The organism is Pseudomonas sp. IT-93MI4 (assembly GCF_949767635.1).
In the GTDB taxonomy this organism is placed as follows: domain Bacteria; phylum Pseudomonadota; class Gammaproteobacteria; order Pseudomonadales; family Pseudomonadaceae; genus Aquipseudomonas; species Aquipseudomonas putida_A.
In genome coordinates, this window is record NZ_CATKPP010000054.1 from 395,355 (window position 1) to 422,311 (window position 26,957).

General features: G+C 62.4%; 21 protein-coding genes. 20 read left to right on the forward strand and 1 reads right to left on the reverse strand.

The features are described 5' to 3' along the window. Position 1 precedes the first annotated feature (1 nt). From ACM6I7_RS20870 to ACM6I7_RS20880, 3 genes are read left to right on the forward strand one after another with little or no spacing between them, the layout of a single operon-like run. Positions 2 to 2,404: an aldehyde dehydrogenase family protein gene (locus tag ACM6I7_RS20870; RefSeq protein WP_414889198.1), complete on the forward strand. Its 2,403-nt coding sequence runs from the start codon at positions 2 to 4 to the stop codon at positions 2,402 to 2,404. Between the two features lie 49 nt (positions 2,405 to 2,453). Next, positions 2,454 to 3,743, forward strand: a complete 1,290-nt coding sequence (locus ACM6I7_RS20875) for a phenylacetate--CoA ligase family protein (protein WP_414889199.1) — start codon at positions 2,454 to 2,456, stop codon at positions 3,741 to 3,743. Continuing rightward, positions 3,743 to 4,666, forward strand: a complete 924-nt coding sequence (locus ACM6I7_RS20880) for a GNAT family N-acetyltransferase (protein ID WP_097089625.1) — start codon at positions 3,743 to 3,745, stop codon at positions 4,664 to 4,666. The genes ACM6I7_RS20875 and ACM6I7_RS20880 overlap by 1 nt, the downstream gene beginning before the upstream one ends. A 48-nt stretch (positions 4,667 to 4,714) precedes the next feature. Here the strand turns inward: ACM6I7_RS20880 and ACM6I7_RS20885 are convergent, their stop codons facing one another. Then, a complete protein-coding gene (locus tag ACM6I7_RS20885) occupies positions 4,715 to 5,242 on the reverse strand; it encodes a hypothetical protein (RefSeq protein ID WP_027612032.1) in 528 nt (175 codons plus the stop codon). Positions 5,243 to 5,624: 382 nt separating this feature from the next. Here ACM6I7_RS20885 and ACM6I7_RS20890 point away from each other — a divergent pair, with 382 nt between their 5' ends. The 17 genes from ACM6I7_RS20890 to ACM6I7_RS20970 all read left to right on the forward strand — a co-directional run. Next, entirely contained in the window at positions 5,625 to 7,616 is a 1,992-nt protein-coding gene (locus tag ACM6I7_RS20890) for a methyl-accepting chemotaxis protein (protein ID WP_414889200.1), read from the forward strand. 164 nt (positions 7,617 to 7,780) lie between these two features. Continuing rightward, a complete protein-coding gene (locus ACM6I7_RS20895) occupies positions 7,781 to 8,227 on the forward strand; it encodes a DUF411 domain-containing protein (protein ID WP_103369533.1) in 447 nt (148 codons plus the stop codon). Further along, positions 8,227 to 8,661, forward strand: a complete 435-nt coding sequence (locus tag ACM6I7_RS20900) for a YqaA family protein (protein ID WP_097089622.1) — start codon at positions 8,227 to 8,229, stop codon at positions 8,659 to 8,661. Before ACM6I7_RS20895 ends, ACM6I7_RS20900 begins: the two co-directional genes overlap by 1 nt. 86 nt (positions 8,662 to 8,747) lie before the next feature. Next, positions 8,748 to 9,800, forward strand: a complete 1,053-nt coding sequence (locus tag ACM6I7_RS20905; protein WP_134786295.1) for an alpha/beta fold hydrolase — start codon at positions 8,748 to 8,750, stop codon at positions 9,798 to 9,800. A gap of 13 nt (positions 9,801 to 9,813) precedes the next feature. Beyond that, the gene (locus tag ACM6I7_RS20910; RefSeq protein ID WP_414889201.1) at positions 9,814 to 10,767 is read left to right on the forward strand and encodes a D-2-hydroxyacid dehydrogenase family protein; all 954 of its coding nucleotides are present in this window, start codon (positions 9,814 to 9,816) and stop codon (positions 10,765 to 10,767) included. A gap of 595 nt (positions 10,768 to 11,362) precedes the next feature. Continuing rightward, positions 11,363 to 12,949 carry a glycogen synthase GlgA gene (gene glgA, locus ACM6I7_RS20915; protein ID WP_414889202.1) on the forward strand — a complete coding sequence of 529 codons (1,587 nt, stop codon included), beginning with the start codon at positions 11,363 to 11,365 and terminating at the stop codon, positions 12,947 to 12,949. An 18-nt stretch (positions 12,950 to 12,967) separates the two neighbouring features. Beyond that, positions 12,968 to 14,770 carry a malto-oligosyltrehalose trehalohydrolase gene (treZ, locus tag ACM6I7_RS20920; protein ID WP_414889203.1) on the forward strand — a complete coding sequence of 601 codons (1,803 nt, stop codon included), beginning with the start codon at positions 12,968 to 12,970 and terminating at the stop codon, positions 14,768 to 14,770. After that, positions 14,767 to 16,845, forward strand: coding sequence for a 4-alpha-glucanotransferase (malQ, locus tag ACM6I7_RS20925; protein WP_414889204.1), 2,079 nt, complete (start codon positions 14,767 to 14,769; stop codon positions 16,843 to 16,845). The genes treZ and malQ overlap by 4 nt, the downstream gene beginning before the upstream one ends. Further along, complete coding sequence (locus tag ACM6I7_RS20930) at positions 16,842 to 19,610, forward strand: malto-oligosyltrehalose synthase (RefSeq protein ID WP_414889205.1); 2,769 nt, start codon at positions 16,842 to 16,844, stop codon at positions 19,608 to 19,610. Before malQ ends, ACM6I7_RS20930 begins: the two co-directional genes overlap by 4 nt. A gap of 27 nt (positions 19,611 to 19,637) precedes the next feature. Further along, a complete protein-coding gene (locus ACM6I7_RS20935; RefSeq protein ID WP_150370491.1) occupies positions 19,638 to 19,973 on the forward strand; it encodes a DUF2934 domain-containing protein in 336 nt (111 codons plus the stop codon). 223 nt (positions 19,974 to 20,196) lie between these two features. Continuing rightward, on the forward strand, positions 20,197 to 22,356 hold the full coding sequence (glgX, locus tag ACM6I7_RS20940; RefSeq protein ID WP_027612043.1) for a glycogen debranching protein GlgX: 2,160 nt from the start codon (positions 20,197 to 20,199) through the stop codon (positions 22,354 to 22,356). A 1-nt stretch (position 22,357) separates the two neighbouring features. Further along, positions 22,358 to 23,356: an acyl-CoA dehydrogenase family protein gene (locus ACM6I7_RS20945; protein WP_150370489.1), complete on the forward strand. Its 999-nt coding sequence runs from the start codon at positions 22,358 to 22,360 to the stop codon at positions 23,354 to 23,356. Then, the gene (locus ACM6I7_RS20950; RefSeq protein ID WP_027612045.1) at positions 23,353 to 24,126 is read left to right on the forward strand and encodes a PIG-L deacetylase family protein; all 774 of its coding nucleotides are present in this window, start codon (positions 23,353 to 23,355) and stop codon (positions 24,124 to 24,126) included. Before ACM6I7_RS20945 ends, ACM6I7_RS20950 begins: the two co-directional genes overlap by 4 nt. Continuing rightward, the gene (locus tag ACM6I7_RS20955) at positions 24,123 to 24,722 is read left to right on the forward strand and encodes an SAM-dependent methyltransferase (RefSeq protein ID WP_097089609.1); all 600 of its coding nucleotides are present in this window, start codon (positions 24,123 to 24,125) and stop codon (positions 24,720 to 24,722) included. Before ACM6I7_RS20950 ends, ACM6I7_RS20955 begins: the two co-directional genes overlap by 4 nt. Next, positions 24,719 to 25,405, forward strand: a complete 687-nt coding sequence (locus ACM6I7_RS20960; protein ID WP_097089608.1) for a glycosyltransferase — start codon at positions 24,719 to 24,721, stop codon at positions 25,403 to 25,405. The genes ACM6I7_RS20955 and ACM6I7_RS20960 overlap by 4 nt, the downstream gene beginning before the upstream one ends. Positions 25,406 to 25,562: 157 nt before the next feature. Continuing rightward, positions 25,563 to 26,321, forward strand: a complete 759-nt coding sequence (locus ACM6I7_RS20965; protein WP_027612047.1) for a PIG-L deacetylase family protein — start codon at positions 25,563 to 25,565, stop codon at positions 26,319 to 26,321. A gap of 249 nt (positions 26,322 to 26,570) precedes the next feature. Next, on the forward strand, positions 26,571 to 26,957 hold a 387-nt coding region (locus ACM6I7_RS20970; RefSeq protein WP_414889206.1), incomplete at its 3' end, for a hypothetical protein.

Genomic DNA, 26,957 nt, shown 5'->3' on the forward strand with positions numbered 1-26,957 from the left:
TATGTACCTGATCAACGGTCAGTTGCACACCGAGTGCAGCCTCGACAGCGCCTTGCACCAACTTCAGCGGGAGTTGCCACGAAGGCTGCAGATTCCACTGCAAACCAGCACGCTGCTCGCCACTGCCAAGGCCTTCGCCGAACGTCTGCAACAAGAAGAAACGGAACTGCCACTGGCTCCCGGTCAGCGCGAAGCACTTATCGATTTCTGCCAGCCTGCCGCCCTGCAAGCCAAATTGGATCGTGAACTGGGCCTGCGCCCGGAATCGCTGCGCCGTATCGACTATCGACAATCACGCTTCGAGCGCTGGAGTCCGCTGGGCCTGGTGGTGCATATCACTCCGGCCAACGCGCCGCTGCTGGCGTTCTGTGCGGTGATCGAGGGTCTGCTGAGCGGCAACGTCAACTGGCTGCGGCCCAGCAGCAGTGACGCTGGCTTCACCGCGCGCCTGCTTCAGGCGTTGGTTGCATGTGATACAAGCGGACAACTCAATGGTTACGTGGCGGTGCTGCCGACCCGCACCGAACAGATCGGCCAGTTGTGCAGGCACGCCAACGGTGTCGCGGCGTGGGGCGGCGAAACCGCGCTGCAAGCCATCCGCCAGCAGATCCCGCCAGGCTGTCGCTGGATCGACTGGGGGCACCGCATCAGCTTCGCCTACCTGACCGCGGACGCGGCATCGCCCGCCGTCCTCGATGCGATTGTCGATGAAGTCTGCCGCCTCGATCAGCAAGCCTGCTCCAGCCCGCAGTGGTTGCTGGTGGACAGCGACGACGCGAGCGTACTGAACGATATCGGGGAGCAACTGGCCGCCGCATTCGAACGCCGTGCCGGACAATGGCCGGCGCTTGCGCCGACGCTTGAAGAGGCTTCGCAAATCACCACCTGCACGGCGATGGCCCGGCTGGCCCAGAGTTTTGCCGGGCAGACCGGCCGGGTCTGGAGTGCGCCGGGCTGGCGGGTGATCTGGAGTCATGATCGCCAGCTCGAACCTTCTGCGCTGTTTCGCAGCCTGTTGCTCAAACCCCTGCCCCGCGAGCGGCTCAGCGCTACATTGCTGCCCTGGCGCAACGTGCTGCAGAGCTGCGCCTTGCTGTGCCCCGAGGCGCAGATCGCCGAACTGGCACAAACGCTGATTGCCGCCGGTGTGACGCGCATTACCCCGATCGAGACTATTCACGATGGCTACGACGGCGAACCCCACGACGGTGTTTATGCGCTGCAGCGCCTGAGTCGACGCGTGTCGGTCAGTCTGCCGGCGAACGTGCTGACCCGCCACTCCACGCTCGACCAGCCGCCAGCCCCACCACCACTGACCGGGCTGCCAATCATGAACAAGGCACAATTCGTCGGCCAGCCGCCGACTTCAGCGGCGCAGCTGTTCTTTCGCTCCGGCGGCAGCAGTGGCGCACCTGTGCTTTCCGGCTTCAGTTACCACGACTTCCAGCGCCAGATGCAGGCGGCCGCCGATGGCTTGCTCGCAGCCGGACTGGACCCGGCGCAAGACAGGGTCATGAACCTGTTTTTCAGCGGCGGACTGTACGGCGGCTTTTCCAGTTTTGCCAAAGTACTGGAACAACTGCAGGCCCGACACTGGCCGATGGGCGCCCCGGCGGACGACGATTACCGCGAGATCGCGCAGATGATCGAGGCTCAACGGATCACCGTGCTGATCGGCATGCCCGGCACCCTGCACCGGTTGTTTATCAACGAACAACAAATACTGCGGCGCTATGGTGGCGTCGCCAAGGTCTTTCTCGGTGGCGAACACCTGAGTGAGCAAACCCGCGAGCTCTTGCAAAGTTGCGGCGTCAGCCTGATCCGCTCGGCGATTTACGGCAGCGTTGATGCCGGTCCCCTGGGCCATGCCTGCCGGGCCACGGCAGATGGCGTTTTCCATCTGATGAGCGACATCCAGCACCTGGAAATTGTCGATTTCGAGCATGACGTGTCGGTCGGTGACGGCGAATCCGGTCGTCTGCTGGTGACCTCCCGCGAGCGTCAGGGTCAGTCCGTGCAGCGCTATGACATTGGCGACAGCGGACGCTGGTTACCCGGCCTGTGTGCCTGCGGTCTGACTTCGCCGCGCTTCGAACTGCTGCAACGCCACGGCAATCTGCTGCGCATCGGCACCGATTTCATTTCACTGGTGATCCTGGAGCAGCACCTTCAGGCACCGTTTCAACTGGTCCTCGATCATGGCCCTGACGGCCTGGAACGCATGCGCCTGCACTGCCCTCTGGAGCCGGCCGAGGTACACCGCCGACTGCAGAATTATTCGACGCTGATCACGCTGGTGCAGACCGGTTTGCTCACGCTGGACGTCGAGCAGTGTGCCGTCGAGCAGTTCGCCCGAAACCGGCACAGCGGCAAGACTCCCCTACTGATTGATACGCGCCGCTGACAGCAGCTATCTGCACGCGGCCCATCGCCACTTCATACAAGAAAAAATCATGAACACGCTCATTGAATTGAACAATTTGCTCGGTTACACCCGCCAACATTCGGCCTATTGCCGCGAACACTTCAAAGATGTCGCGGCACCCATCAGCGCTTTGACTGAACTGCCCCTGATCGACCCTGAACAATACTGGCGTGACAGTCAGCATCCGCATCAATGGCCAGTGTTGTCAGGCCCGCTGGAAGACGCGATGGTCTTCAAGACCGGGGGCACCACCGGCTCAGGAAAACTCTCGCTGTTCACCCGCGCAGAATGGCAAACCCTGGTGCGCGATTTCGGCAGCCAACTCACGGCGCAACTGAACCCCGGCGACCGGGTCGCCAATCTGTTCTTCGTCGGCGACCTGTATGCCAGCTTCATTTTTCTCCACGACGCGCTGGCCCATGTCCAGACCCCTGTCAGCGAATTTCCCTTCACCGGGGCCGTCGACAGCGCCGTACTGGCCGAGTCGATCCTTGCGTACCGGATCAATGTGCTGGCCGGTCTGCCGGCGCAAATGCTCAAATTCGCCGCCTGGCTGGAACGCCAGTCACGGATCCTGGAGGGCGTCGAAACCCTGCTCTACGGCGGCGAAAGCCTGTTCGCCGCCCAGTTGCAAACGCTCCAGCGAGTGTTCCCGAACGCACGCATTGCCTCTATCGGCTACGCCAGCGTCGATGCCGGACTGATCGGCGTCAGCACCCGCGATTGCACCCTGGGCGAACACCGGATGCTGGAGCGGCACAGCGTGCTGGAGATCATCGATGAGGTGAGCGGTGCCGTCATCGAAGAGTGCAACCGTAACGGCAGGCTGGTCCTGACCAATCTCACCCGGCGCCTGATGCCGGTGATCCGCTATCCGGTCGGCGACCTCGCCTGCTGGCGTGAACCGGCGGGGACGCCGATGCGCAAGTTCGCCCTGATGGGCCGCAGCATGAACAGCCAGCGCGTGCGGGTGAGCGTGTTGAGTCTGGATACCGGTGACATCGGCGAGCTGGTGCGCAAGATCGCCGCCAGCGATGACTGGCAACTGCTCATCGAACAGCGAGCAAGCAAAGATCTGCTGAGCCTCAAGTGGGTACCCTGCACGCAAACGGCTGACATCAGCCAGGCAAGCTCAACCCTGCGCCGTGCGCTGATCGACCAATACCCGCTGATCGAGAAACTGCAGTCCGATCAATTGCTGGAGCTGAACGTGACCGCCTGTGCGAACGATGAACTGACCTGTCATCCACGCTCCGGCAAACATCAGCGGGTCGTGGATCGACGGGTTTATGACCATCCGCAGCAGGGGCAAGCGTGATGGACACGACAATCATCCGCCGCTATCGCGTCGCCGATGCGCCGGCAGTCAGCCGCCTGTTCGAAGAAATCTACGGCGTTCATTATCCTCAACCCCACGTGTATCTGCCCTGGATGATCAGCCAGAACCACAGCGTCGGTCGCTGGCACTCGCTGGTGGCGGTGGTAAACGAGCATATCTGCGGGCACGCCACGTTGTTTCGCCAATCTGGCCGAACCGCACTGGCGGAGCTGGCACTGACCGTGGTGCACCCGGACACTCGCGGGCAAAACATCGCCACCCAGTTGGGCCAGCAGCTGCTGATTCATGCCCAGGCGCTGGATTGCCGAGGCGTGACGATCAAGCAGGTCACGCACCACCCGTATACGCAGCGCATGGCCGCCGGCCTGGGGTTTCACAGCTGTGGTCTGTTGCCCGATTACGCGCCTTCGCCGTTCGGTGGAACAGGGCGGGAGACGATTGTTGTGGGTCACTGCAGCATCGACGGTTATCGGCGCCCGCTGCCGGCACTCGCCTGGCCGCAGGATTGCCGCGAGCTGATGTCGCGTCTGGAGGCGGTGTTTGGTACCACCGACCATACCGTGCCATGGAAAGGCCCGAAGATCCGCTTCGATCACGTATCCGGGCGCTACGACCTGCTGCTCAAGGCCCTCGATGACAACCTGCTCGAGCAATTGGGACAACTGCCGGCGCACTGGCTGATTTCGATCAGACTCAGACTCGCCCAAGGGTTTTCCAGCGCGCTGCGCAAACTGGCCGATGCCGGTTTCGCTTTCACCGGGATTGTCCCCGATGATCACAGCGACGGCTGGCTGGCACTATTTCATCGTGGCTACCAGGCCTCCACGCTGAGCCTGCACTGTCCACATATGCAGAATCTGCAGGATCAGGCGCAGCAGGCCGGCGAAAGGTATCAGGACTAAAAACGAAAACGGCCCACCCAATCAATGGGTGGGCCGTGGGTGACCGGCTCAGGCCTTGGACTTGACGCCTTGATCCACCGGTTTCGCCGCGTTGCCTTCACCGTAGGTTTTCAGGTTCTGCAGCACATAGATCGCCTTTTTGTATTCAGGGATCAGGTTCTTGCCGTAGGCATTGCCATTGAGGCCATTGTTCTGAATGGCGTCGAGCTGGGTGGCGAAATACTCCAGCGCATTGAATTTTGCATCAGGGTCTTTGGTCACGCCGAAACGGTCGAACTTGTCGCCGGCATTGAGCAATGTAAAGGAGGTGATGTCGGAAATCAGCCCGCGCTCACGCAGAAAAACACTCAGATTGCTCAGTTGCTTGACCGAGACATTCGCCGGATCGAACCCCTTGATATTTTTGCGCAGGCCCTGCTTGTCCATTTCGGCAGTGTTCAGCGCGGTCGGATTGGTGCCGACCTTGGCGAGCATCTGCTGCACCTTGAGGCTTTGCTTGACCTCCTTCTTCGCGCCTGTATTGCGAACCAGCACCCCTGCCTTGCTCTCCCAGCCGCCGACAATGCCGATCGTCATGAGAAGACTCCCTGTGAAATAACCATGAAATGTCCTTGCTGGACTACTTGAATGCCGGGAAGTATCTACCGGCGAACTGGTGGCACCAACCCTTTTAGTGCAGCCGCTTACAATTTTTGTACATTCTCGATACAAATTGCCAGAAGCTCACGGTGCCGCGGTTTCATGGCAGTTTGACGATTGCTCGCGAAGCTTTTTTTTGCGCTGGCTGACAAGAGGGTCGATCCATTTGTATCGGAGTCGACACGCCCCTTCCGTCAGCCCGACACTTTCTTGCACCAAAGTACTTAAAGCTTCCCCGTTCGCCGACGATACGCTGGTGTGACCCCGCCGTTTTTCCCTCGACCCCACAATAAGAATCGCAGCTCAAGGACCGGTATCCATGCCCGCATTCCGCACCATTCAGGCTCGCTACACGTTATTTCTGGTTCTGTTCATCCTGCTGCTGTCGGTGCTGACCGTGGTCGGTATCAGCCAATTGGTCGCGCCCAAGCTGCGGCATACCGAAGAACAGGTGGTGCTCAACCGGATTGCCGAAGTCGCCGAACAGATTCAGGGCGAACTGAACAAAGTCCAGGCGCAGCAGCGCAGCATCACCCAGACCATTCCCCTGCTCGACAGCGCGGCCATCGACACAGTGTTGCCGGGCCTGGTGGATCAATACGGCGAGCTGAAAGTCTTCGGTGGCGGGATCTGGCCACTGCCGGGTCAGCGTGAGGCCGGGCGCAACAAGTTCAGCACGTTCTGGCACCGCGATGCCTCGGGCAAACTGGCGGTGAATACCTTCTGGAACAGCGACGCGGCGCCCAACTATTACGACCAGAGCTGGTACAAGGGCGGCATGCAGACCCCGCGGGGCCAGTGCGCCTGGGCCGCTGCCTATAAAGATGACGCGAGTGCCGAGCCGCGCACCAACTGCGCCATGGCGATCCAGAAAAACGGTGCAGCGTGGGGCGTGTCGACCATCGACGTGACGCTGGGCTTCTTCAACGATCTGGTGGCGCGCAAGGAAAAAGACCTCAACGCCGAAATGCTGATCGTCGAGGCCGACGGCAAGATCATCAGCAACAGCTCGCGCATCAGCGGCCCGATCGTGCTGAAGAACATCAGCGAACTGGCCGCCGGTTCGACCTTCGCCAGTCAGGTCAAGGCCGGCCTGCAAAACCGCGATCAGGCGCAACGCGTCGAGTTCGACAACAACGGCGAAGCCAGCACCTTCTTCATGCGCCCGATCGAAGGCACGCCGTGGTTCCTCGCCACCGCCCTGCCAACGAAAATGCTCACCGCCCAGCGTGACGACGTGCTCAGCAGCCTGAGCCTGTTGCAGATTCCGCTGGTGATCCTGCTGGTGTTGTTGCAGGTGTATGCGATCCGCCAACTGGTGTCGCGGATGAAAGCGCTGAAGGCCAACATCGACTTGCTGTCCAGCGGCGATGCCGACCTGACCCGGCGCATCACCATCCGTGCCGAAGACGAACTGGGCGCCATCGGCCACTCGGTCAACACCTTTATTGCCTACCTGCAGAACATGATCGGTGAAGTCACCCAGGCCACCGGCGCCATGGCTTCGAGCCTGGACGACCTGCAGCGTACGTCGGCCAACACCAGCCAGATTCTGCTGCGCCACGCTTCGGAAACCGATCAGACCGTTACCGCCATCACCGAAATGAGTTCGACGGCCGAAAGCGTTGCGCAGAATGCCGCTGAAACCGCTGCGTTCACCCAGCGCGCCAACGAAAACGCCGATCGCTCACGGGTGGTGGTCGGTGAAGCGACCAACAGCGTGGTGGCCTTGATCGACGAAGTGGCCAGCGCCACCCAGAAAGTCGAGAACATGCAGCAGGACGCGCAGCGCATCACCGAGATTCTCGGGGTGATCGGCGCAATCGCCGGGCAGACCAACCTGCTGGCGCTCAACGCCGCCATCGAAGCCGCCCGGGCCGGTGAACAGGGTCGCGGCTTTGCCGTGGTCGCCGACGAAGTCCGCGCCCTCGCCGCTCGCACCCAGGCCAGCACCTCGGAAATCAACGAGATGTTGACCCGCCTGACCCAAGGCGTGAGCTCGTCGGTCAGCGCCATGGAAAACACCCAGGCCAGCTGCCAGTCCGCCGCCGACGCCACGGCGCGGGTCAACACCGGTCTGGATGAAATGGCCGGCTCGGTCAGCCACATCAACAGCCTCAGCACGCAGATCGCTACCGCTGCCGAACAGCAGAGTGCGGTCACCGAAGAGATCAACCGCAGCATGGTGCAGATCCGGCACATGGTCGAAGAACTGGTGCACAGCGGCCAGGCCAGCGAACTCAACACCCGCCAGTTGCTGGAAGCCAACAACCGGGTGAGCGCGATCATGGGGCGGTTCAAGGTTCGTTGAGCCTGACAGATTTGTAATCTCCCGCTCAGCAGGCTGTCAGGCTTGATCCAGGATCATCCTGCCAGCCTGCCTTGTATCAACTTGAAACACTCCGTTGATGCCCGGCAGGATAATCCGGTCAAAATACTTTCCTTTTTGACCGTCATCCTTGTCGAGAGCCCACCATGCGAACCTCCCTGCGACTGGCCGCCCTCAGCGCCCTGCTCCTGTCCTCCCTGGCCCAGGCCGCCGAGCTGATCCCGATCGAAGTGCACCGCGACGCCAATTGCGGCTGCTGCAAGAAATGGATCAGCCACCTCGAAGCCAACGGCTTCAAAGTCGAAGACCATGTCGAAAGCGACATGAGCAGCTTCAAGCAGCAACACGGCGTGCCACCGCGCCTGGGCTCGTGCCATACCGCGCTGATCAACGGCAAGTTCGTCGAAGGCCACGTGCCGGCGGAACAAGTGCTGGCCCTGAGCAAGCGCGACGATCTGCTGGGTATCGCCGCACCGGGCATGCCCATGGGTTCGCCAGGCATGGAAATGGACGGTATGAGCGATGCCTATCAAGTGATCGGCCTGAAAAAGGACGGCACGGATGTGGTGGTGGCAGACTACCCGGCGCATTGATGGCTGCCGGTTATGTCGGGCTGTTCGCGGCGGCGTTCGGCGCTGCGACGCTGTTGCCGCTGCAATCCGAAGCGCTGCTGGTCGGGCTGATCGCCAGCGACCGTTACTGGCTCTGGGGCCTGCTGGGCGTGGCGACGCTGGGCAATGTCCTCGGTTCGCTGGTCAACTGGTGGCTGGGGCGCGGCCTCGAACGCTTTCAGGATCGACGCTGGTTCCCCGTCAGCCCGAACCACATGGCCACCGCGCGCAAACACTACGAGCGCTATGGTCACTGGTCGCTGCTACTGAGTTGGCTGCCGGTGATCGGCGATCCCCTGACCCTGATCGCCGGCGTCATGCGCGAGCCGCTCGGGCGCTTTCTGCTGATCGTCACGCTGGCCAAAGCTGCGCGTTACGCCGTGGTGGCGATGCTGACCCTGGGCTGGCTCGGTTGAACATTCCGGCCATCGCGTTGCCTGTGGTTAACGTCGCCCTAATCCGGGCGTTCCAGCATCGGCCGATTTCCATGGAGTTTGCCCTTATGTCCGTCACGCTATCCCGCTGGCTGCCCGGCCTGGTCCTGACTGCTGCGCTGCCGCTGTTCGCCCACGCTGCCGCGCCCACTGAAACTGCACCCGCCGATGGCCAGACCTATGGCCCGGAGCTGCAAGGTTTCCAATACCCCTACACGCTCAAGCACTTTGCCTTTCAGTCCCAGGGTAAATCCCTGCAAATGGGCTACATGGACGTCGCCGCCCACGGCAAGGCCAACGGGCGCACCGTGGTGCTGATGCACGGCAAGAATTTTTGCGCCGCCACCTGGGACAGTTCGATCAAGGCCTTGAGCGAGGCCGGTTACCGGGTCGTCGCGCCGGACCAGATCGGCTTCTGCACCTCCAGCAAACCCGATCACTACCAGTACAGCTTCCAGCAACTGGCGACCAACACCCAACAGCTGCTCAAGGCCCTCGGCATTCAGAAAGCCACCCTGCTCGGTCATTCCACCGGCGGCATGCTCGCCACTCGCTACGCGCTGCTGTTCCCGGATCAGGTCGAACAACTGGCGCTGGTCAATCCGATCGGCCTGGAAGACTGGAAAGCCCTCGGCGTGCCGTACCGCACCGTGGATCAGTGGTATCAACGCGAACTCAAAGTCACCGCCCAAGGCATTCGCGACTACGAGCGCAACACCTATTATGACGGCCGCTGGAAACCCGAATTCGACCGCTGGGTCGACATGCTCGCCGGCCTGAGCAACGGCCCGGGCAAAACCCAGGTGGCGTGGAACTCGGCACTGATCTACGACATGATCTTCACCCAACCGGTGTACTACGAGTTCAAGGACCTGAAGATGCCGACCCTGCTGTTGATCGGCACGTCCGACACCACGGCCATCGGCAAGGACCTCGCGTCACCCGAGGTCAAGGCGAAAATCGGCCACTATGAGGTGCTCGGCAAGCAGGTCGCCAAGCTGATTCCACAGTCGACGCTGGTGGAATTCCCCGGCATGGGCCACGCGCCGCAGATGGAAGAACCGGCGAAATTTCACCAGGCCCTGCTCGGCTGGCTGAACAACACCAATCCCGTTCGTTGATGAGGTAAGGCTGATGGCGGTGCAGATTGCAGTGATCGATGACTGGCAGGACGTGGCACGGGACGTGGTCGACTGGTCGGTGCTCGACAGCATCGGCGACGTGACGTTTGTGCATGACTACCCGGCAGACAACGCCACACTGGCCGAGCGACTGGGCCAGTACCAGGTGATCTGCGTGATGCGCGAGCGCACGCGTTTCGACCAGGACCTGCTGCAGCGCCTGCCCAATCTCAAGCTGCTGGTCACCGGCGGCATGCGTAACGCGGCGCTGGACATGCAGGCGGCCGCTGGCCTCGGGATCAAGGTCTGCGGCACCGACAGCTACAAACACGCGGCGCCGGAACTGACCTGGGCGCTGATCATGGCCGCTACGCGCAATCTGCTGAATGAAGCCAACTCCCTGCGCGCCGGTGGCTGGCAGCAAGGGCTGGGCGGCGACTTGCATGGCAAGACCCTGGGCATTCTCGGTCTGGGCAGCATCGGCCAGAAGGTCGCGCAATTCGGTCAGGTGTTTGGCATGCGCGTGATTGCCTGGAGCGAAAACCTCACCGCTGAGCGCGCGCAGCAGGCCGGCGTGACCTACGTCAGCAAGCAGGAATTGTTCGAACAGGCCGACGTGCTCTCGGTGCATCTGGTACTCAGCGAGCGCAGCCGCGGGCTGGTGGACGCACAGGCGCTGGACTGGATGAAACCCACCGCGCTGCTGGTCAACACCGCCCGCGGGCCGATCGTCGATGAAGCGGCGCTGATCAAGGCGTTGCAGAAACAGAAGATCGCCGGCGCGGCGCTGGATGTGTTCGATCAGGAGCCGCTGCCTGAACTGCATCCGTTCCGCACATTGGACAATGTGCTGGCCACGCCACATGTGGGGTATGTCAGCCGGCAGAACTATGCGCAGTTCTTTGCGCAGATGATCGAGGATATTCAGGGGTGGGCCGCCGGGAGCCCGCTGCGCCTGTTGAATTGATCACAACTATTCGACTGCGGTGAATTGACTGACGCCTTCGCGAGCAAGCCCGCTCCCACATTGGAAATGTGTCGTACACAAATCAACTGTGGGAGCGGGCTTGCTCGCGAAGGGGCCTTAATAGACAACACATCAACAAACTGCCCGCACCACAACAGTGCGCCCTGCCTTTCCGCTAGCACAAAATCGTGACCGCTCAGTCACCGTTTTAGCCCTCTCCCTCAAAAAAACCTGCCCTTCGTCGGTGCGTTCCTGCTTGAACACCACGGTTTTCGCTGCCTGCAAACCGATTGTCGAACAATTTACCCGTTTGCTCTCGCCCGCTCTAGGATCTGGCCTAGACTGACTTTCGCGGATTAAAACCGGCCAGTCACAAACCCGAAAAATTGTCGAAACTTTTGCAGATGGCGGCGGGTCATCTGAAAGGCAGGGTCAACGCGACTGGTGCAATCCTTGCAACGGCCCTTTCACCCATTCTGCTTGCGCGTGTTGGGTAGCGTTTGCTCACCGATGCGTGGCGCGTTTGCGCCCGGCCACAGGATTTGGCCACAGCTTGTTCGATACAAGAATCAGATCAACGACACGGGAGATTCATATGATCAGTGCGGCATTGGATATTCAGGGAGAGCGTGCTCAGCAGGCGGTTGGTGAATCGAGCACGGTGAGTCTTCCCGGCAGCCGGTCGATCAACGTCCCGGGCACTAAAACGCTGACGCCGGTCGCCAGCCAGAATCCCAACAAAAAGAAAGTGTTGTTCGTCACCTCGGAAATCGCCGATCTGGTGAAGACCGGTGGTCTGGGGGACGTCTCCGCCGCCCTGCCCCGCGCCATGGCGCACCTGCACGATGTGCGGGTGTTGATCCCCGGTTACCCGCAGGTGATGCACAGCGAGAACCCGATCCACATCATCGGCGAACTCGGCGGCCATGCCGCATTGCCTCCGTGCAAGATCGGCCGTATGGACATGCCGGACGGGCTGGTGATCTACGTGCTGATCTGCCCCGAGCTGTATGAGCGTGAAGGCTCGCCGTACGGTGCCAACAACGGTCGCGACTGGCCGGACAACCACATTCGTTTCGCCCGCCTGGGCCTGGCCGCTGCCGACATCGCTGCCAACCTCGCACAAATTCACTGGTGCCCGGATCTGGTGCACGCCCACGACTGGCCCGCCGGTCTGGCCCCTGCGTATATGCACTGGCGCGGGCAGCGCACGCCGACCCTGTTCACCATTCACAACCTCGCCTACCAAGGCGTGACCAGCCTCGGCTCGTGCCCGGAGCTGGGTATTCCGACCCACGCCCTGCAACAGGAAGGCATGGAGTTCTACGGCAAGATGTCGTTCCTCAAGGCCGGCATGGCCTATTCGAGCCACATCACCACCGTCAGCGCCACCTACGCGCAGGAAATCACCACCCCGGATTTCGGCTGCGGTCTCGACGGTTTTCTCGCCGCCAAGACCCAGCAAGGCTTGCTCAGCGGCATCCCCAACGGCATCGATGAGAGCTGGGACGCCGCGACTGATCCACACCTGTTCGCGCCGTTCGCCATCGGCGACTGGGAAGGCAAAGCGGTGAACGCCGCCCACGTGCGTGAACTGTTTGGCTTGAAAGATTCCAGCGGCCCGCTGTTTGCCGTGGTCTCGCGTCTGGTTTATCAGAAAGGTCTGGACCTGACTGAAGCCGTCTCCGAATACATCGTGCAGAACGGCGGCCAGATCGCAATCATCGGCCGTGGCGAGCCGGAAGAAGAACAGGCCATGCGTGAACTGGCGCTGCGCTTCCCCGGGCAGATCGGCGTGCGCATCGGCTTCAATGAAACCGACGCCCGGCGCATGTTCGCCGGCAGCGATTTCCTGTTGATGCCGTCGCGCTATGAACCCTGCGGCCTGAGCCAGATGTACGCCCAGCGCTTCGGCTCTTTGCCCGTGGCGCGCAATACCGGCGGCCTGGCCGACACCATCGAAAACGGTGTCACCGGTTTCCTCTTCGACGAATCCACTGTCGAGAGCTACCGCGAAGCCCTGAGCCGCGCGTTCAAGGTCTTTGCCTTTCCCGAACTGCTCAATGCCATGCGTTGCCGAGCGATGGCCGCGCCGTTCAACTGGTGCAAAGCGGTCGAACCCTACGCCGAACTCTACGAACAACTGGTCGCCAAGGCGCTGGGTAAAGCCGGCCACAAATAACTCAGGGAGCTTTTCACAATGCCGTTACGGACCCAAGAAAACTGGCCCCACGGCGCGATCATGCAGGACGCCGAACACACTCAGTTTGCGCTGTGGGCACCGGATGCGTTTTACGTCAGTGTCGAACTTGAAAACGGCCAGTCCTTGCCGATGTTACCGCAGGCCGACGGCTGGTTCGTGATCAAGACCCGGTGCCCGGCGGGCACCCGCTACCGCTTCAACATCGATGGTGAACTGGAGGTGCCGGACCCGGCCTCCCGCGCCCAGGACGGCGACCTTGACCGCCACAGTGTGGTGGTCGATCCGCTGGCCTATGACTGGCGCCACACCACCTGGCACGGCCGGCCGTGGAGCGAAGCGGTGATCTACGAGCTGCATGTCGGCGCATTCGGCGGCTTTGCCGAGGTCGAACAGCATCTGGCGCGCCTCGCTGAACTGGGCATCACCGCCATCGAACTGATGCCGCTCGCGCAATTCCCCGGCACGCGCAACTGGGGCTACGACGGCGTACTGCCCTACGCCCCGCAAGCCTCCTATGGCACCCCGGAACAACTCAAGCACCTGATCGACAGCGCCCACGGCCATGGTCTGGCGGTGATTCTCGACGTGGTCTACAACCACTTCGGCCCCGACGGCAACTACCTCGGGCGCTACGCCAAAGGTTTTTTCCGCAAAGACAAGCACACGCCCTGGGGCGCGGCGATCGATTTCCGCCGCCGTGAAGTGCGGGACTTCTTCATTGAAAACGCGCTGATGTGGGTGCTCGAATACCGCTTCGACGGACTGCGCCTAGACGCGGTGCACGCCATCGAAAGCCCGGACTTCCTGCCCGAACTGGCGCAGCGTATTCGTCAGCAGATCGATCCAAGCCGTCACGTCTGGCTGACCGTCGAAAACGAGCTCAACCAGTCGAGCTTGCTTGAAGAGGATTACGACGCGCAGTGGAACGACGACGGCCACAACGCCCTGCACGTGCTGCTGACCGGCGAAACCGACGCCTACTACGCTGACTATGCGCTGCAACCCACCGAACAACTGGTGCGCTGCCTAAGCCAGGGCTTCGTGTTTCAGGGCCACATCACCCGCCACGGCGAACCGCGCGGCGAGCCGAGCGAACACCTGCCCTCCACCGCTTTCATCCTGTTCCTGCAGAACCACGACCAGATCGGCAACCGGGCTTTCGGCGAACGTCTGCATCACCTGGCCGATCCACGCGCGGTGCAGGCCGCCACCGTGCTGTTGCTGCTGTCACCGATGATTCCGCTGATGTTCATGGGCGATGAGTACGCGGCCGAGCAACCGTTCCTGTTCTTCACCAGCCACCACGGTGAACTGGCGGATCTGGTGCGCGAAGGTCGGCGCAACGAATTCGCCGGGTTCAGCGCCTTCGCCGATCCGCACAAACGCGAAAAAATTCCCGATCCGAATGCCGAGCAGACCTTCCACGCCTCGCAGCCTCGCCTGGTCGGCAACGGCAGCGCAAAACAGCAGGAAACCCTCGCGCTGTACCGGCAACTGCTGCAATTGCGCCACCGCTACATCATTCCCAATCTGTCCGGCACCCAGGCGCTTGGGGCGCACATGCTCGGCTTCGGTGCGGTCAGTGCACGCTGGCGCCTGGGCGATGGCAGTGAGCTGCGAATTGACCTGAACCTCAGCGATACGCCAGTGGTCAACCCTGCACAGACCGACGCCGTGTGGCTGTTTCAACAGCCGCCCGCCGTTGCCCTGTCGGAACCGGGCGTACTGCCCGCGTATTGCGCGCTTGTCAGCCTCACGGCCGCAACCCCCTTGCAACCTCTGGATGGAGAGCGCCTATGAGCGATGCGCAACTGGAAATACTCGCAAGCCGCGCCGGCCTCGCCGTCGACTGGATCGACGCCAACGGCCGCCCGCAGAAAGTCGCCCCGGCGGTGCTGCGCAATGTTCTCACCGGCCTGGGTCATCCGGCCAATACCGCACAGGAAATCGACGCCAGTCTGCTGCAACTGCAGCAAGTGCAGCAGGATCGCCACCTGCCGCCGCTGTTGACCGCAGATGTCGGGGTCAGCGTTGATCTGGCCCGCTATTTCGAGCCTGAAACGCCTTGCGAAATCCACCTTGAAGACGGTTCACGGCTTAACCTCAAACTCGACGCCGAAGCGAAACTGCCCGGTTTGATCCCGGTCGGTTATCAGCAGGTGCACATCGCCGACCAATATTTCACCCTGGCCGTGGCCCCCGAGCGCTGCTTCAGCGTCGGCGATGCGGTAGACAACCCGATCCCTCGCGTCTGGGGGTTGAGCGCGCAGTTGTACAGTCTGCGCCGCCCCGGCGATTGCGGCTTTGGTGACACTCAGGCGCTGGAAGAACTGGCGCGGGTGGCCGGCGAGCGCGGTGCCGATGCGCTGGCAATCAGTCCGTTGCATGCGATGTTCAGCGCCGACACCGGACGGTACAGCCCCTACTCGCCGTCCAGCCGCCTGTTTCTCAACGCCTTGTATGCCGCACCGGGCGCCATCCTTGGCGAACGCGCCCTGCGTGATGCGATCGACGCCAGCGGTCTGGCCGAGCAATTCCGGCAACTGGAAGACTTGAAGCTGATCGACTGGCCCGCGGCCGCCGACGCCAAACAGAAATTGCTGCAAGCCTTGTACGATGGTTTCGTCGCGGGCCAGCACCCGTTGCATCCGGACTTCGCCAGTTTCCGCCATGCCGGTGGCGAAGCCCTGGAAAACCACTGCCGCTTCGAAGCTATTCAGGAAATGCGCGCCGCCCGTGGCGAAAGCCTCGACTGGCGCGAATGGCCGGCACACTGGCATGAGCCGCGCGGCGCCGCCCTCGAAGCCTTTGCCGAGGAATACACCGAACGCATCAGTTACTTCGCCTTTTGCCAATGGCTGATCCACCGCTGCCTGGAGCGTGCGCAAACTGCTGCGCGCAGTGCCGGCATGGGCATCGGCCTGATCGCTGACCTTGCGGTCGGTGCCGACGGCGCCGGCAGCCAGGCCTGGAGCTTTCAGGACGAACTGCTCGCCTCGCTCACCGTGGGTGCGCCGCCAGACATTCTCAATCGCTCCGGTCAGGGCTGGGGGATTTCCGCGTTTTCCCCGGAAGGCCTGATACGCAACGGCTTTCGCGCGTTCATCGACATGCTGCGCGCCAACTTCGCCCACGCTGGCGGGCTGCGCATCGACCATGTGATGGGCCTGCAACGCCTGTGGGTGATCCCAAACGGCGCGGCCCCGGCCGATGGCGCTTATCTGTATTACCCGTTTGACGATCTGCTGCGCCTGTTGACCCTTGAGTCCCATCGGCATCAGGCGATCGTCCTCGGCGAAGACCTCGGCACCGTGCCCGACGGTCTGCGCGAAAAACTCAGTGCGCGGGCGATCCTCGGCATGCGCGTGCTGCTGTTCGAACAGGACAACACGTATTTCAAACCGATCCTCGACTGGCCGGACAACGCGCTGGCGACCACCAGCACCCACGACCTGCCGACGCTCAACGGTTGGTGGCATGGCCGCGATATCGACTGGAACGCGCGTCTGGAATTTGTCGACGCCAACGGTGAAATCGAATGGCGTCGCCATCGCCAGCGCGAGCGCGAAGGCCTGCGCGGGGCCTTGAGCCAAGACCCGCAAAACTTCCGCGAAGAGTCCCATGAAGCCGATCAAGTGGTCGATGCCAGCGTGCGTTTCCTCGGTCATACCCGCGCACCGCTGGTGTTGCTGCCGCTGGAAGATGCGCTGGGCATCGACGAGCAGGCCAACCTGCCGGGCACCATCGACAGCCACCCGAACTGGTCGCGACGCCTGCCCGGCAACAGCGAAGCCTTGCTTGATGGCGCCGATGCCGCGCGCCGTCTGGAACTGCTGGCCTGTGCCCGCCTGCAAGCTGCCGAGCGTGACCAATGAACCAGACCCTCATCCAACCCCTGCGCGCCACCCTGCGCCTGCAATTTCACAAGGGTTTCACTCTGGAACAGGCGGTGCCGCTGGTGCCGTACTTTGCCCGCCTCGGCATCAGCCACATTTATGCCTCACCGCTGCTCGCGGCCCGCGCCGGCTCGATGCACGGCTACGACGTGGTCGACCCGACCCAGGTCAATCCGGAACTCGGCGGCGAACCGGCGCTGCGGCGTCTGGTCAGCACCCTGCGCGAACACGGCATGGGCCTGATCCTCGACATCGTCTCCAACCACATGGCCGTCGGTGGCGGTGACAACCCGTGGTGGCTCGATCTGCTGGAGTGGGGCCGCCTGAGTCCCTATGGCGAGTTCTTCGACATCCAGTGGCACTCGCCGGACCCGTTGATGGAAGGCCAATTGTTGCTGCCGTTTCTCGGCAGCGATTATGGCGTCGCGCTGCAAGAAGGCACGCTGAAACTGCATTTCGATGCGCAGCAAGGTCGCTTCCACGTCGAGCATTACGAGCATCACTTTCCGATCTGCCCGAATGACTACGGCGAGTTGCTCAAACCGGTCGAATCTCTGAGATCCCTGGCTGATCGTTTCAGTACCCTCAGCTACCAGACCGACGCCCATGCGCTGGCAATGCCGCTCAAGGCTGAATTGAAGGAGCTGGCAAGCGATCCGCAAATTCTCGCCGCGATCGAGGAAAGTCTCGCGCATTACGACTCCACGACTGCAGAAGGCTTCGACAAGCTGCATCAATTGCTCGAACGCCAGAGCTACCGTCTCGCCAGTTGGCGTACCGCTGCGGACGACATCAACTGGCGGCGCTTTTTCGACATTAACGAACTCGGCGGTCTGCGCGTTGAGCGTCCGGCCGTGTTCGAAGCGACTCACGGCAAGATCTTTCAGTTGATCGTCGAAGGCTTGGTCGACGGTTTGCGTATCGACCACATCGACGGCCTCGCTGACCCGCGCGGTTACTGCCGCAAGTTGCGCCGGCGCCTCGACTTGCTTGCGCCGGATCGGCACTTGCCGATCTACGTCGAGAAGATTCTCGGTGCCGGCGAAACCCTGCGCACCGATTGGGCGGTGGATGGCAGCACCGGTTACGAGTTCATGAATCAGCTGTCGTTGCTGCAACACGACCCCGATGGCGAACATGTACTCGGCGACCTCTGGCAGCGACGCACCGAGCGTCCGGCGGCGTTCATTGAAGAAGCGCAACTGGCGAGGCAACAGATCCTCAACGGCTCGCTGGCCAGTGACTTCGAAAGCGTCGCCCAGGCGCTGCTGCAAGTGGCCCGCGACGACCTGATGACCCGTGACCTGACCCTCGGCGCGATCCGCCGGGTATTGCAGGCGCTGATCGTGCATTTCCCGGTGTATCGCACTTACATCAATGCGCTGGGTCGCGCGGCTCAGGATGAACAGTTCTTCCAGCAGGCCATGGACGGCGCGCGGCAGACGCTGGGCGAAGGCGACTGGCCGGTGCTTGACTGCGTGGCGGCCTGGCTCGGTGGCACGCCATGGCGACACAAGTCGCGCGGGCGCTCGCGCAAGATCCTCAAGCACGCCTGCGTGCGTTTCCAGCAGCTGACTTCGCCGGCAGCGGCCAAGGCTGTGGAAGACACCGCGCTGTATCGTTCGGCGGTGCTGCTGTCGCGCAACGACGTCGGCTATAACACCGAGCAGTTCAGCGCGCCGGTCAGCGACTTCCATGCGGTCAATCAGCAACGCCTGGACGCGTTCCCCGACAACTTGCTGGCCACCGCCACCCACGACCACAAACGCGGCGAAGACACCCGCGCACGACTGGCGGTGCTCAGCGAACGCAGCCACTGGTATGCCGAACAAGTCGAGTTGTGGCGCGCCCTCGCCCGTCCGTTGCGCGACGATGATCAAGTGCCGTCGTCCGGCGATGAGCTGATCCTGTATCAGGCGTTGCTCGGCAGTTGGCCGCTGCAATTGCGTGATGACGATCAGGCAGGTTTCAGCGACTACGCCGAACGCATCTGGCAATGGCAACAGAAAGCCCTGCGCGAAGCCAAGTTGCAAAGCAGCTGGAGCGCGCCCAACGAAGCCTACGAAAACGCTGCGCAGACGTTCACCCAACGCCTGCTCACCGGTGCAGAAGGCGAGCTGCTGCGCGCCGCGCTGAGCAAGACCGTCAACAGCATTGCTGCGGCCGGCGCCCTCAACAGTCTGGCGCAAACCTTGCTGCGCATGACCGTGCCGGGGGTACCGGATCTGTATCAGGGCAACGAGTTCTGGGACTTCAGCCTGGTCGATCCGGACAACCGTCGGCCGGTGGATTACGCCGCGCGCGCGCAGGCTCTGGACGGACAAGCGCCGCTCCCGGAGCTGCTGGCGAACTGGCGTGACGGGCGTATCAAGCAAGCGTTGATCGCCCAGGTGTTGAACCTGCGCGCCGAACACGCCGAGCTGTTTCGCCGGGGCACGTATCAGGCCTTGGAGGTGCTGGGCGAGCAGGCGCACAACGTGCTCGCATTCGCCCGTGAGCACGAGGGCCGCTACGCCATCGTGATCGTGCCGATCCGCTGCGCGACGTTGCTGGAAAAAAGTGCCGTGCCACAGGTGGATGCGCTGCGCTGGGGCGATACACGGGTGGTTTTACCGTTCGCCGCCTCTGACACAAACCTGAAGGGACTTTTTCACAGCAGCGCAGTCAGAAAAAACAGGGAGCTGAACGTCAGCGCCGCGCTGGGGGATTTCCCGGTCAATCTGTTTACCCAACTCTTTACGTAACGACGAGTTCAGTTCAGGAGCATTGCGATGAGTACCGACGATAAACGCATCCGCGAGTTTGCCTATCAGATCTGGGAATCGGAGGGCAAACCTGAAGGTCATGAAGCGCGTCATTGGGAAATGGCGCGCAAGCTGGCCGAAGCCGAGGCTCTGGCGCCGAAGAAGTCGCCAAAGGCTGCGGGCAGCAAAACTACCGGCAAGACTGCGACCGGCAAAGCCAGCGAAAGCAAGACCCCGGCGGCCAAGCCCAAGGCGCCTGCGGACGCCAAAGCCAAGCCTTCCAGCGCCGCCAAAGTGATTCCACCGGGCGAAAAAGCCGCCGAGAAAAAGCCGCGCGCCCCCCGCAAGCCCCCGGCCAACTGACACACCCGGATTATTGAACTGAATGACCGTGTGGCGGGTTCGCTCGCCACCGAGGACTCACTCGTCCTCAAGAAACATACAACCTTCCTGTAGGAGTGAGCCTGCTCGCGATAGCGATGTATCAGGCGAAATCGCGATTGAATGTCAGACCGCTATCGCGAGCAGGCTCACTCCTACAAGGTTTTGTATCAGCCGAGAATTTCCCCGATTTGCAGGAGCAATCATGACCCGTCCAAAGAATGCCGAGCCCGCAGCGCACGCTGAACCTTCGAGAATCCGTGAAGGCCTGCCCTTCCCGCTCGGTGCGACCTGGGATGGTCTGGGGGTTAACTTTGCACTGTTTTCCGCCAACGCCACCAAGGTTGAACTGTGCATTTTCGACGATGCCGGCGAAGTCGAACTCGAACGCATCGAACTGCCGGAGTACACCGACGAGATCTACCACGGCTACCTGCCCGACGCCCATCCTGGGCTGATCTACGGCTACCGTGTCTATGGCCCGTATGACCCGGCGAACGGCCATCGCTTCAACCACAACAAACTGCTGATCGACCCGTACGCCAAACAACTGGTCGGCGAGTTGAAATGGTCCGAGGCGCTGTTCGGCTACACCATCGGCCACCCCGATGCCGACCTCAGTTTCGATGAACGCGACAGCGCGCCGTTTGTGCCCAAGTGCAAGGTCATCGACCCGGCGCATACCTGGGGCAACGACCACCGCGTCAGCGTGCCGTGGGACAAAACCATCATTTATGAAACCCACGTACGCGGCATCAGCATGCGTCACCCTTCGGTGCCGGAGAACGTGCGCGGTACCTTTGCCGGGTTGATGGTCGACGACGTGCTCGAACACATCCGCAAACTCGGCGTGTCGAGTGTGGAATTGCTGCCGATCCATGCCTTCGTCAACGACCAGCATTTGCTGCACAAGGGCATGACCAACTACTGGGGCTACAACAGCATCGCCTTCTTCGCCCCGGATCCGCGTTACTTGGCCAGCGGCAAGATCGCCGAGTTCAAGGAGATGGTCGCGCACCTGCACGAGGCCAATCTGGAAGTGATCCTCGACGTGGTCTACAACCACACCGCCGAGGGCAACGAGCAAGGCCCGACCCTGTCGATGCGCGGCATCGACAACGCCTCGTATTACCGGCTGATGCCGGACGACAAGCGCTACTACATCAACGATTCCGGCACCGGCAACACCCTCGACCTCAGTCACCCGTGCGTGCTGCAGATGGTCACCGACTCGCTGCGTTATTGGGCCAGCGAGATGCACGTCGACGGTTTCCGCTTCGATCTGGCGACCATTCTCGGGCGCTATCACGACGGTTTCGACGAGCGTCACAGCTTCCTCGTCGCCTGCCGTCAGGACCCGGTGCTGCGTCAGGTGAAAATGATCGCCGAGCCTTGGGACTGTGGCCCCGGTGGCTATCAGGTCGGCAATTTCCCGCCAGGCTGGGTCGAGTGGAACGACAAATTCCGCGACACCGTGCGCGCGTTCTGGAAAGGCGACGACGGCCAGGTCGCTGACTTCGCCAGCCGCATGACCGCGTCCGGCGAGATGTTCAACCAGCGCGGGCGGCGGCCGTACTCGTCGGTGAACTTCATCACCGCGCATGACGGTTTCACCCTCAACGATCTGGTGTCGTACAACGACAAGCACAACGAAGCCAACGACGAGAACAACCAGGACGGCAGCAACAATAACCTGTCGTGGAACCACGGCGTCGAAGGCCCGACCGACGACCCGGAGATCAATGCGCTGCGCCACCGGCAGATGCGCAACTTCTTCGCCACGCTGCTGCTGTCGCAGGGCACGCCGATGATCGTTGCCGGTGACGAATTCGCCCGCACGCAGGACGGCAACAACAACGCCTATTGCCAGGACAGCGAGATCGGCTGGGTCAACTGGGACTTGAGCGAGGACGGCAAGGCGCTGCTCAAATTCGTCAAACGCCTGATCAAGCTGCGTATGGCTTATCCGATCCTGCGTCGCGGGCGCTTCCTGGTCGGCGAATACAACGAGGACATTGGCGTCAAGGACGTCACCTGGCTCGCGCCGGACGGCACCGAGATGACCACCGAGCACTGGCATGACGCGCACAACCGCTGCCTGGGCATGCTCCTTGACGGTCGCGCGCAGGAAACCGGGATCCGCCGCAAAGGTGCCGATGCGACGTTGCTGCTGGTGGTCAACGCCCACCACGACATCGTCAACTTCAGCCTGCCGGAAGTGCCGGAAGGCAGTTTCTGGACCTGCATGATCGACACCAATCAGCCGTCGATTCGCGGTCAGGAACGCTTCGAGTTCGGCCATGAGTATTCGGTCACCGGCCGTTCGCTGCTGCTGTTCGAACTGCAACGCGAAGAAGAAGACTGATATGGACCTGCACAGTTATCTGGCGCGCCGCCCGCCGGACTATCGCGACACCGCAGCGCTCGGCCATTGCCTGCGGGCGCTGGTCGAGGCCGGTCTGGATCAGTTGCCGTTACCGGGCAGCGGCCGCACGCTGGAGCGTTTTCAACGTCTGGCGGAAGTCGGCGGGCATGATCTGGGCTTGTGCAAACTCTACGAAGGTCACACCGACGCACTGGCGATCATCGAACAGCTCGGTGGTTCGCCCACACCGGGCAGCACTTGGGGCATGTGGGCGGCTGAACCACCGCAGGCTCGGGTGCAGGTGCGACCGGCCGGGCACATGGTGCGCCTCGACGGGCGCAAGGCCTGGTGCTCCGGGGCGGCGGTGCTCAGCCATGCGCTGCTCACCGCGTGGGACGCCGAGGACCGTCAGCAACTGGTCGCAGTGGCACTTGATCAACCGGGCGTGACCATCACCGATCAGGGCTGGCAAGCGGTCGGCATGGGCGCCACCGGCAGCGTTGAAGTGCTTTTCGACGGCGCCGAAGCCCAGGCCATTGGCGAACCCGGCGACTACCTGCATCGTCCGGGTTTCTGGCAAGGCGGGATCGGCATCGCCGCGTGCTGGTACGGCGCGGCAAGGGAGATCGCCGAGGCGCTGCGTAAACACTGCGCGCAACGTCAGGAGCCGCACGCCCTCGCCCACCTCGGCACGGTCGATGCGGCGCTGTACGCAGCCGCCAATGTGCTGCGTTTCAGTGCGTTGCACATCGATACGCATCCCGAAGCCAATGCCGAACTGTTAGCCCGACGTGCCCGCGCCGTGGTCGAGCAATCGGCTGAGCAAGTGATGCGCGAGACCGGTCGGGCGCTGGGTGCCGCTCCGTTCTGCAAGGATCGGCACTTCGCCCGGTTGAGCGCCGATCTGCCGGTGTTCCTGCGCCAGAGTCATGCCGAGCGTGATCTGGCGGCCCTTGGCCAAACGCTGGCTGAACACCCCGAGGAGGCCTGGACGCTATGAATGCCGCTAATAAGCCCGATCCGATCATCGGCCACCAAGGGACTTCGTTGCTGCAATGGCAACATTCCCGGCACCTGGCGGCGCTGGACAGCGTCGATGTCCTCAGTCTGGTGCCACCGGGCGCGCGGGCGGTGATCGTCGCCCCGCACCCGGACGACGAAGTGCTCGGCTGCGGCGGAATGTTGCAGTTGCTGGCCGCCGCCGGGCGTCAGTTGCAACTGATTTCGGTCACCGATGGCAGCGCCAGTCATCCCGGTTCCGAGCGCTGGCCAGTCGAACGCCTGAGCGTGGTGCGGCCGCAGGAATCGGCTGAAGCCCTGCGCCGCCTCGGCGTGCCATTGCACCGGATGAAATGGCTGCGCGGCGGTTTCAGCGATAGCCAGGTCGCCGCAGATGAGCCGTCGCTGGTCGCGTTCATCGAACGCCACCTGCGCCCCGGCGACGTGGTGTTCAGCACCTGGTGCGAGGACGGCCACTGCGATCACGAAGCCGCCGGCCGCGCCAGTATCGAAGCCGCACGGCGGGTTGGCGCCACCTGCCACGAATTGCCGGTATGGACCTGGCACTGGGCCTCACCCGAAGACGCCTCGGTGCCATGGCAGCGCGCGCGCAAAATTCTGTTGTCCGCCGAGCAAGTGGCGCGCAAACGCCACGCGGTGCATGCGTTCGCCAGTCAGTTGGAGGGCGATCCGCAAGCCGGGCTGCAACCGGTATTGGCCCCGTACGTGCTGGATCGTCTGCTGCAACCGTTCGAAGTGGTGTTCCTATGAGCGTCGATGATCGTTACTTCGACGGATTGTTCAGCGCTAACGATGATCCCTGGGCCTTCCGCGAGCGCTGGTACGAACAGCGCAAACGCGCTATCACCCTCGCCGCCCTGCCCCGCGCGCATTATCGGGCGATCTTCGAGCCCGGCTGCGCTAATGGCGAACTCAGCGCCGAACTCGCCGAGCGCTGCGACCGCCTGCTGTGTTGCGACACCGCCAGTGCCGCGGTGAATCTGGCGCGTACCCGGTTGAGCCTGTTTGACCATGCCGAGGTGCGCCAAAGTCGCCTGCCCGGTGACTGGCCGGAGGAAAAATTCGACCTGATTGTATTTAGCGAAATCGGCTACTACCTCGATGCCCAGGATCTGACAGAAGTGATCCGCCGCATCAGTGAATCCCTGACGGCTGACGGCCAGTTGCTGGCCTGCCACTGGCGCCCGCCCATCGATGGCTGCCCGCTCAACGCGCGGCAGGTACATGACCTGATTCACGAGCAATTACCGCTACCGCGTCTGGCGCTGCATCAGGAGTCCGACTTTATCCTTGAAGTCTGGAGCCGTGAGCCGCGCTCGGTGGCCGCATTGGAGGGCCTGCGATGATCGGCATTCTGATTCCCGCGCACAACGAGCAAGACCTGCTGGAGCAGTGCCTGACGGCCGCCGTGCGCGCCAGTAAACACGGGCTGCTGGCCGGCGAGCCGGTTGAAGTGCTGGTGGTGCTCGACAGCTGCACCGATCGCTCGGCGCAGATCGTCAGCGGCTTTCCGGTACTGAGTCTGCACATCGACGCGCGTAACGTTGGCCAGGCCCGGGCCGCTGGCGCGCAGGTGTTGCTGGAGCGTGGCGCGCGCTGGATCTCCTGCACCGACGCCGACAGCCGTGTGGCCGAGGACTGGCTGGTGGCACAGTTGGGGCTGGGGGCGGACGCGGTGTGCGGCACGGTAACTGTCGAACATTGGGATCCGACATTCGACGAAAGCGCGCAAATCCGCTATCACAGTCACTATCAGGCGCGGGACGGGCATCGCCATATCCACGGCGCCAATCTCGGGGTCAGTGCCGATGCTTATCGTTGGGCCGGGGGGTTCGCCCCCTTGACCTGTGATGAGGACGTGCAACTGGTGCGGCAACTGGAATTGCTCGGTGCCGACATCGCCTGGAGCCATCGCCCGCAAGTGCATACCAGCGCCCGTCTGGACAGCCGTGCCCGGGGCGGATTCGGGGACTACCTGCGAAAATTGGTACAGTTAGACATAAAAAAAGCGGATCAGATTGATCTGTGACGCGACGAACCGGTTTTCATGAGCAATACTCTGCTGCGCGGCAATCCAGGGTTCGGAGCGTCGCACAGCAATCCATTCGCCTTCACGGGTCGAGCGCACCTGCCTTTCTACGGTGCAGATTCGATTGAGGGCCTGACTCGACAAGGACGTAGCACCCATGAAACCGTTATTCCTCAACGAAAACCCGCCGCCGGTACAGATCTGGAACAGTTCCCCGCAGTTGGACAACATCCCCGTCATCAACACCCATAGCCTCGTTCCCCCCGGTGCTCGCGCCGTCGTCGTCGCCCCGCATCCGGGTGATGAAGTGGTGACCTGTGGCGGGCTCCTGCAATTGCTCTCCAGCCTCGGTCATCCGCTGCAACTGCTGTCGATCACTGATGGCAGCGCCAGCCATCCCGGCTCGCGACAGTGGTCGGAAAAACGCCTGAGCGTGTTCCGTCCGCAAGAGAGCGTCGAAGCCCTGCGTCGGCTCGGCCTGCCGATGCACAGTCTGAAATGGGTGCGCGGCGGGTTCACCGACAACGCGCTGCTCGAGCGCGAGACGGAAATCAGCAGTTTCATCTCACGTTATCTGCGCCCCGGCGACGTGGTGTTCAGCACTTGGCGCAACGACGGCAACGACGACCACGAAGCGGTCGGACGTGCCAGTGCCAACGCGGCGGCGCAAGCCGGAGCCACCTATCACGACGTGGCGGTCTGGGCCTGGCACTGGCCGGAGCGCGAGCAGAGCCTGATCCCCTGGGATCGTGCACGCAAACTGCGCCTCGACACCTGGACAGTGGCGCGCAAAAGCCACGCCACCCACGCCTATGCCAGCCAGCTCAAGGGCGAACCGGCGATCGGCATCGCGCCGATGCTGCCGCCGGTGATCCTGGAACGGATGCGCCTGCCCTACGAAATTGTCTTCATCTGAAACACCCATCCCCTGTGGGAGCGGGCTTGCTCGCGAAAGCGTCGGTTCAGTCACCTGTGATGTTGAATATGCCGGCCTGTTCGCGAGCAAGCCCGCTCCCACATTGATAGGCGGCGATCCAGTGGCCAGGGCTCACGACCGTTCATCGCAAATACCTCCCTACCTGTAATTTCTGACAGTAGCCAACGCTCGCCACCTGCCCCTAAATAACCCAGAGCCTTTGCCCCCCACGACTCTGGAGTCTTCAGCATGCTTATTCAGCCCCCTCGCCTCCCGCCCCCCGAGACTCTGCGGCAACTGGAAATACCCGACCGTACGCAGCCAGCCCTGGAGGGAGGGGTGTGGGGGATCAATATTGCCGCCGCGCAGTTGCTGGCGCCCGACAAGGGGCTGAAAGTCTATTGTCCACCCTGGGACCGTATGGGTTTAGGTGACCACATCGAGCTGCTGCTCGACGGTATTCAGGTCGACCAGACCACCCTCGTCAAGCCAGAGGATGTCGGCGAGCGTGTCACCCTGTATGTCCCGCCCCAGCGCTTCGTGACCGGGACCTATACGCTGCAATATCGGGTCAAGGTATTCCAACAGACTCCGGAAACTTCGCTGCCTCCGGTGAATATCTTCGTCAAACTCGAC